We start from the raw sequence: 6,802 nt of genomic DNA, 5'->3' as shown, positions 1-6,802 counted from the left end.
TGACCGCCGAGCGCTTCCTGCCCAACCCGTATGGCGAGCCGGGCGGGCGTTTCTACCGTACTGGCGACCTGGCGCGGTATCGCGCGGACGGGGTAATCGACTACATCAGCCGGATCGACCATCAGGTGAAGATCCGCGGTTTCCGTATCGAACTGGGCGAGATCGAAGCACGTTTGCTGGAACACGCCGAGGTACGCGAAGCGGTGGTGGTGGCCCAGGACGGTGCGCAAGGACCGGTGCTGGTCGGCTACCTGGTGGCGCCCGAGGCGTCAGAAGACACCTTGCGCGAAGCGCTGAAACACAGCCTGCACCAACAACTGCCGGACTACATGGTGCCGCAGTACTGGCTGTTCATGGAGCGCCTGCCCCTGACGCCCAACGGCAAGCTGGACCGCAAGGCCCTGCCCAAGCCGGACGCCAGCCAGGTGCAGAAGACCTATGTGGCGCCGAGCACCGAACGGCAGCGGCAAGTGGCGCAGATCTGGCAAGAAGTGCTCAAGCTTGCGCAGGTGGGCCTGGCGGACAACTTCTTCGAACTGGGCGGGCACTCGTTGCTGGCCACCCAGGTCATGTCGCGGGTGCGGCAGTTGCTGAACGCTGAAGTACCGCTGCGTACGTTGTTTGAACACAGCACCTTGCAGACCTTTGTCCAGGCCTTGGGTGAGGAACAGGCTTGTTCGGCACCGTCCTTGTTGCCTGTGCCTCGGGACCAGGTATTGCACCTGTCCTATGCCCAGGAGCGGCAGTGGTTCCTCTGGCAGTTGGAGCCGCAGAGCGTCGCCTACAACCTGCCTCTGGCCCTGCGCCTGCAAGGGCACTTGGACGTGCTGGCACTGGAGCGCAGTTTCAACACGCTGCTGGCGCGTCATGAGAGCCTGCGCACACAGTTCATCGAAGAAGACGGGGGCACCGTGCAGGTGATTCAGCCCGAGATGAAACTGACTCTCGCCGTCGAACCCTTCGGTCCGACAGCAGATTTCGATACGCGGCTCAAGGCCCGGGTCGACCAGGAAGTAAGCCAACTGTTCAACCTGCATCAAGGTCCGTTGTTGCGGGCCAAATTGCTGCAATTGGCGGCCGACGACTACGTGCTGATCGTGACTCAACACCACATCGTCTCCGACCGTTGGTCGATGAAAGTGACTGTGGATGAGCTGATTGAACTTTATGCCGGTTACAGCCAGGGCCAGGACGTGCAACTGCCGGCCTTGCCGATCCAATACGCCGACTACGCACTGTGGCAGCGCCAGTGGATGGACAGCGGCGAGCGCGAGCGTCAACTGGCATATTGGTTGGAGCAACTGGGCGGTGAGCAGCCCGTGCTGGAGTTGCCGACCGATCATCCGCGTCCGGCCCAGCAGAGTTACCGTGGTGCGCAAATACAGATCCCGTTGAGCGCAGAGCTGGGCGCGGCGTTGAAACAGTTGGCCCAGCGCGAACAGGTCACGCTGTTTATGCTGTTGCTGGCGTCGTTCCAGGCTTTGTTGCACCGCTACAGCGGGCAAAACGATATTCGCGTCGGCGTGCCCATCGCCAACCGTAACCGGTTGGAGACCGAGCGCCTGATTGGCTTCTTCGTCAATACCCAGGTGCTCAAGGCTGAGTTCAGCGAGGGCTTGTCGTTTCGCGACTTCCTGGGCCAGGTGCGTCGTTCCGCGCTGGCTGGCCAGGCCTGGCAGGACCTGCCGTTCGAGCAGTTGGTCGATCGCTTGCAGCCCGAGCGCAGCCTGAGCCATAACCCGTTGTTCCAGGTGATGTTCAACCATCAGAGCCAGGACCCCCAGCACCTGAGCACCAGCATTCGGCTGGACGCGTTGCATGTCGAAGGCTTGAGCTGGGAGAGCGCCACGGCGCAGTTCGACCTGACCTTGAACACCTTCGAATCCGAGGACGGGGTGTCGGCGTCACTGATTTACGCGACTGACCTGTTCGAGGCCGCGACCATCGAGCGCCTGGCCTTGCATTGGCAAACCCTGTTGCAGGGGATCGTCAGTGACCCGCAGCAGTCGGTGGCCGAGCTGGCGCTACTCAGCATCCGCGAAGCGCAGTTGATCACCCACGATTGGAATACCAACGGTTCGACCTTTGCCGATCAGCCTGGTATCCAGCATCTGATCGAAGCGCGCGCCGAGCAACAGCCGGATGCCTTGGCCCTGGTGGCGGGCGAGCAAATCCTGAGTTACGCCCAGCTCAATGCGCGGGCCAACCAGCTGGCGCACCGGCTGATCGAGCTGGGTATTGCGGCGGAAGTCCGGGTGGGTGTGGCGATGCCGCGCTCCAGCGAGTTGGTGATTGCCTTGCTGGCGGTACTCAAGGCCGGTGGCGCCTATGTGCCGCTGGACCCGGATTACCCGCAGGACCGTGTGGCCTACATGCTTGAAGACAGCCAGGCCAAGGTCTTGCTGACCCAGGCCAGCCTGTTGGAGCAACTGCCGCAGGGTAATGCCCAGGTCGTGCTGGTGGAGGCCGGTGGCGACGCGTTTGCCGGGTATGCGCAGCACAACCCGGGGCACCGTGGGCAGTCGTCGAACCTGGCCTATGTGATTTACACCTCCGGTTCCACGGGCAAGCCGAAGGGTGTGGCGATTGCCCACCGTAACGTGCTGGCGCTGATCCACTGGTCGCAGCAGGTGTACAGCCAGGATGACCTGCAAGGTGTCCTGGCCTCGACGTCCGTGTGTTTCGACCTGTCGGTGTGGGAGATTTTTGTCACCCTGGCCAGTGGCGGTTCAATCGTCATGGCACGCAATGCCCTGGAGCTGCCTGACCTGGCGGCCCGGGATCAAGTGCGCCTGATCAACACCGTGCCGTCGGCGATTGCCGCCCTGCAACGGGCCGGGCAGATTCCCGCGAGTGTGCGCATCATCAACCTGGCCGGTGAACCGCTGAAGCAGTCGTTGGTAGAAGTGCTCTATGCGCAGCCCACGGTGGAGCATGTCTACGACTTGTACGGGCCATCGGAAGACACTACCTATTCGACCTGGACCCGGCGCGCCATCGGAGCATCGGCCAATATTGGCCGGCCCCTGGACAACACCGCCAGCTACTTGCTGGACCAACAGCTGCAAACGGTACCGATAGGCGTCGCCGCCGAGCTGTATCTGGCGGGCGAGGGTATCACCCGTGGCTACCTGTTCCGTCCAGGCCTGACGGCCGAACGTTATGTGCCCAACCCATTCTCGACCACGGGCGAGCGTCTGTACCGTACCGGCGACCTGACCCGTTACCGCGCCGATGGCGTGATCGAATACGTGGGGCGTATCGACCATCAGGTCAAGGTGCGTGGCTTCCGTATCGAACTGGGTGAAATCGAGGCGCGGTTGCTGGCCCTTGAGTCCGTGCGCGAAGGCGTGGTACTGGCAATCGAAGGGGCCAGCGGTCAGCAACTGGTGGCCTATCTGGTGGCCTCCGTCAGTGCCAGCGAAGGGGCGGCAGCCCTGGGCGAGGCGATCAAGGCGCAGCTCAAGGAGCACTTGCCGGAGTACATGGTGCCGGCGCATGTGGTGTTCCTCGACCAGTTGCCGCTGACCCCCAATGGCAAGCTCGACCGCAAGGCTTTACCGGTGCCAGACCTGACCCAGAACCTGCGGGCATACCTTGCCCCGGGCAATGCCCTGGAGCGCCAGCTTGTGGCGATCTGGCAGGACATCCTCAAGCTTGAGCAGGTTGGTGTCACGGATAACTTCTTTACCCTGGGTGGCGACTCGATCATTTCGATCCAAGTGGTCAGCCGGGCGCGCCAGGCGGGTATTCGCTTTACCCCTAAAGATCTGTTTCAGCAACAAACAGTCCAGCGCCTGGCGAGGGTGGCTGAGGTCGGCGAACCGGATGGGCTCGTTGAACAAGGCCCGGTCAGCGGTGCCTGCGCCCTGTTACCGGTGCAGCAGTGGTTCTTTGAGCAGGCAATCCCCGAGCGTCAGCGCTGGAACCAATCGGTGTTGCTCAAGCCGTTGAACCCTCTGGATCCGCAACGCCTTGAACAGGCATTGCAGGCACTGATCAGTCATCACGACGGCTTGCGCCTGAGCTTTGACCCACAGAACCTGACGGCAAGCTATCGCTCCCTGGAGCAACAGCAGTTGTTGTCCGCGCCGCTCTGGCACAAAACGGTGGCTGACCTGGGCGAGCTTGAATGGCTTGCCGACCAGGCCCAGGGCAGTCTCGGCCTGGAGCACGGGCCGCTATTGCGTGCGGTGCTCTTCGAATTGCCCGGAGGCGAGCAACGCCTGTTGTTAGTGGTGCACCATTTGGTGGTGGACGGTGTGTCCTGGCGCATCCTGCTGGAGGACCTGCAAGAGGCTTATAGGCAGCTGTTGGCGGGGCAGGTGATCACGTTCGGCCTCAAGACGGTGTCATTCAAGCGCTGGGTCGAGCACTTGCAGGCTCATGGCCAGAGCGCCGCTTTACTGCAACAGTTGCCGTACTGGCAAGCCCAGGGGCTGGCCGATGCCGCACAACTGCCTTGCGACAACCCGCAAGGCTCACTGCAAAACTGTCATGCCCAGACGGTCTACACGCGATTGAACTCAACCCTGACCCGTCAGTTGTTGCAGGACACGGCCGTGGCCTACCGGACCCAGATCAACGACTTGCTGTTGGCTGCTTTGGCGCGGGTGATCTGCCGCTGGACCGGGCAAGGCTCAACGCTGATCCAGCTTGAGGGGCATGGTCGTGAGGAGTTGTTTGAACAGTTGGACTTGACCCGCACCCTGGGCTGGTTCACCAGTATGTTCCCGGTCAATCTGACGCCAGCTGACGCTATCGCCGATTCGATCAAGCAGATCAAGGAGCAACTGCGTGCGGTACCCGATCGCGGGGTCGGTTTTGGCCTGTTGCGTTACCTGGGCGATGAGCCGACACGCCAGGCCCTGAGCCAACAAGCAGTGCCGCGCATTACCTTTAACTACCTGGGGCAGTTCGACGGCAGTTTCGATGCCGAGGACGGTGTGCTGTTTGTTCCGGCCACTGAAGCCAAAGGCGCCGAGCACAGCCCGCTGGCGTCATTGGGCAATTGGTTGTCACTCAATGGCCAGGTGTATGGCGGTGAGTTGAGCCTGGGTTGGACCTTCAGTGAGCAGATGTTCAGTGAGCCGGTGATTCAGCGCCTGGCCGATGAATACGCCCGTGAACTTGAGCAACTGATTGAACATTGTTGCCAGCCCCAGCATCGTGGCCTGACACCCTCGGATTTCCCGCTGGCGACTTTGACCCAGCAGCAACTGGACGAATTGCCGGCCAGTGCTGGTGCGATTGAGGATGTGTATGCCTTGTCGCCGATGCAGCGTGGCATGTTGTTCCATACCCTGTATGAGCCTCAGGGTGGCAGTTACACCAACCAGGTGCGGCTGGATGTCGAGGGACTTGATCCGCAACGTTTTCTGGCCGCCTGGCAAGCCACGATGGATGCTCGTGATGTACTGCGCACCAGTTTTGTCTGGCAGGGCAGCCTGGAGCAACCGGTGCAGGTGGTCCACCCACACGTCAGCGTGCCGTTCACGGTATTGGACTGGCAAGGTCGCGCCGACCTCATGGCGCAGCTGGACGCCCGGGCCTTGGCCGAGCTTGCGCAGGGCTTTGATTTGACGCAGGCACCGTTATTGCGTCTGGTGCTGATACGCGTCGATGCACTGCGTTATCACCTGATCTACACCAACCATCACATCCTCATGGATGGCTGGAGCGCTTCGCAATTGATGGGGGAGGTGTTGCAGCGCTACAGCGGTGAAACGCTGGCGTTGAATGCCGGCCGCTATCGTGACTACATCCAGTGGCTGCAACGCCAGGATGCCGAGGCCAGCGAGCGATTCTGGAAAGAGCAACTGCTGGCGCTCAATGAGCCGACCCATTTGGCCCGTGCTATCGCACACACACCAGTCGCCGGTTCGCAGGCGCTCTATGGCGAACAGCGCCAAGTTGTGGACGAACCTACCACCCAACGTCTGCGCAGCCTGGCCCAGGCTCACAAAGTCACCCTCAACACCTTGGTCCAGGCGGCCTGGCTGTTGCTGTTGAAGCGTTATACCGGTCAATCGAGCGTGGCGTTCGGGGCTACTGTGTCCGGGCGGCCTGCCGACCTCAAGGGCGTCGAACAACAGATCGGCCTGTTCATCAATACGCTGCCGGTGATTGCCAGCCCACAACCTGAACAAAGCCTGGAAAGCTGGTTGCACAGTGTGCAGCAGTTGAACCTGCGCCTGCGTGAGTACGAATACACGCCGCTGTTCGACATCCAGCGCTGGGCCGCGCAGGACGGCGGTGACCTGTTCGACAGCCTGCTGGTGTTCGAGAACTACCCGGTGTCCGAGGTGCTGCAGCAGGAAGCGCCCAAGGAGCTGGTGTTCAAGAACGTCAGTTATTTCGAGCGGACCAACTACCCGTTGACCGTGATGATCGGTGTGGGGCAGACCCTGGCGTTCAACTTCAGCTACCAGTGTGCGCACTTTGCGGCCTCGACCATTGGTCAAGTGAGCGAGCAACTGCTGGCGGTGCTCGAACAGATGCTTGAGGTAGCAGCGGACAGTCCACTGGGCGAGCTCAAGCTGTTTGAGACCAGCCAGCAGCAAATGTTGCATGAGTGGAACCGCACCGCCGCAGCTTACCCGGCCGGGCAGTGCATCCAGCAGTTGATCGAAGAACAGGCGGCGCGCACCCCAGAAGCGGTGGCGCTGGTATTTGCCGAACAACAACTGAGCTACGCCGAACTCAATGCCCGGGCCAACCAGTGGGCGCACCGCCTGCTGGAACTGGGCGTCGGCCCGGACGTGCTGGTGGGCGTGGCGGTTGAACGGTCGCTGGAAATGGT

1 protein-coding gene is annotated in these 6,802 nt (G+C 61.6%); it reads left to right on the top strand.

What is annotated here, in order from left to right; translation table 11 throughout:
- Nucleotides 1-6,802 (top strand): non-ribosomal peptide synthetase (locus BFQ03_RS09255; protein WP_139115667.1); only part of this gene is annotated, 6,802 nt, incomplete at both ends.

The organism is Pseudomonas sp. 25 R 14 (assembly GCF_900004755.1).
Taxonomy (GTDB): Bacteria; Pseudomonadota; Gammaproteobacteria; order Pseudomonadales; family Pseudomonadaceae; genus Aquipseudomonas; species Aquipseudomonas brenneri.
This window is presented reverse-complemented; position numbering and strand designations above follow the sequence as displayed.